Raw genomic sequence first — 1462 nt, 5'->3', positions numbered from 1 at the left:
CCGAGTTTGGATGCACGGAATGCTTCAAGACGGTTCAGGATGTGTGCGATGTTTTTCGCCTTTTCTGGGGTAAGGATGCTCGTTTTGATAAAGCTTAATTGTGGTGTCCACCCGTTACTGTCATTCATATCGACGGTGTGGGTGATACGGATGACGAGACGGACTTTACGTTCTTGTTCACTCATTCTTGTTCTTTCTTTTCGTTGCTCGTTTTGATTTTTTGATACATGCCACCTGCAAAGTTGCCGATAAGAAATGCAAAGGCTGTGAGAGTGATTGTTCGTATAGTCTGGTTGTCTGATAGTGTTTCTATGAGTACACAGACGGTCACACTGGTAAAAATTAGTGCGAGTGTGAGTTTTTGCCATCGTGTTTTTGGCGTATGTGTCTTGTTCGCACTCTCTTGCATGAGATGTGCCATGTAGGTTACAAGACCGCTGTATGCGATAAGTGCATTTATTAGGATGAATGCTGCGACTATACGAATGAGCATAAAAGACCTTTCTTTATTGTGGTTTTGGTTATTCTTGGAATAAGGCGGACTCTAGTTGGGAGACATAGTCTTTATCGAGTGTCCAATTGTGGATGAAGCGTAGGTCGCACGAGTTTTCGTATGTGTTTTCAAGCTCACTTATGGGATGGATAGTGTATCCGGTTTTTTGCGCGTCTTGCTCATCTTTCTTGCTTTCGCAAATGTAGATTTTGTGGCATCCGTCGTATGCGAAGCTTTCACCGGTGACTTGTTTGTTGTTAATTTTCATTCTTGTTTTCCTTTCTACTCTACTTGTATATGATTTTTCTTGTGTTTTGGTTTTATATAAAAACCTTTTCCTTTCTTCCAGGGAGCATCACAGAACACTGCCTGGAAGAAAAAGTGGATGGCTAATCGGTTGTGGTGTAGTAGTAGGTTTTCTGCTCGTTAGTGAATGTGCTATCACACCATTGGTCGAGTTCGTGCCATAGCTCGGTGTAGGTGCGAGCTAATTGCGGGCTGGTGTGGTAGTGTTCCCAGATTTTATTGTTGAGGACCATGACGAGTTCGGTCATCTTTTTGTAATCATTCTTCCATTCCTTTAAGGCTCGCTTGTAAGTGTCGCGGATAGCGTTGCTGCCGAATGGGTCGGCGATGCTGAACTCTTCCCAAAATGTTGTCAAAGGCTTGTATCCGTAACCTGTAAGGGGGTTTGCTGGCAAGATCATCTTGATTGGTTGTGTCATAGCGTCCTTCTTTCCTAGAGACCTGATGGGCTGGTGTGATTATTTTTTGTTCGTGTTGTTGAACACTGGAAGGGATAAAAAACGGAATGCGCTGGAGCCAACCCCTTGTGGGTCTTGGGGCTTCGCGCGCGGCCGAGACAATTTATTGTTAAAGGACGCGGGGAAGTTGGCGGAAGTGACCCGTTTTTTAGGATTGGAAGTGTCAAGAACACGATAAAAAACAAGGGAAACCTTTACAGTGCCA

2 protein-coding genes and 1 pseudogene are annotated in these 1462 nt (G+C 44.2%); all 3 read right to left on the bottom strand.

Annotated elements, in window-relative coordinates:
- Positions 1–185 (bottom strand): annotated as a pseudogene (locus ACFQY8_RS01020) (hypothetical protein); the annotation flags it as partial.
- A gap of 697 nt (positions 186–882) precedes the next feature.
- Positions 883–1218 (bottom strand): hypothetical protein, encoded by a 336-nt coding sequence (locus ACFQY8_RS01015; protein ID WP_377937764.1) that lies wholly within the window; start codon positions 1216–1218, stop codon positions 883–885.
- Positions 1219–1257: 39 nt separating this feature from the next.
- On the bottom strand, positions 1258–1462 hold a 205-nt coding region (locus ACFQY8_RS01010), incomplete at its 5' end, for a hypothetical protein (RefSeq protein ID WP_377937762.1).

Source organism: Alloscardovia venturai, assembly GCF_042676605.1.
Lineage (GTDB): Bacteria > Actinomycetota > Actinomycetes > Actinomycetales > Bifidobacteriaceae > Alloscardovia > Alloscardovia venturai.
This window is presented reverse-complemented; position numbering and strand designations above follow the sequence as displayed.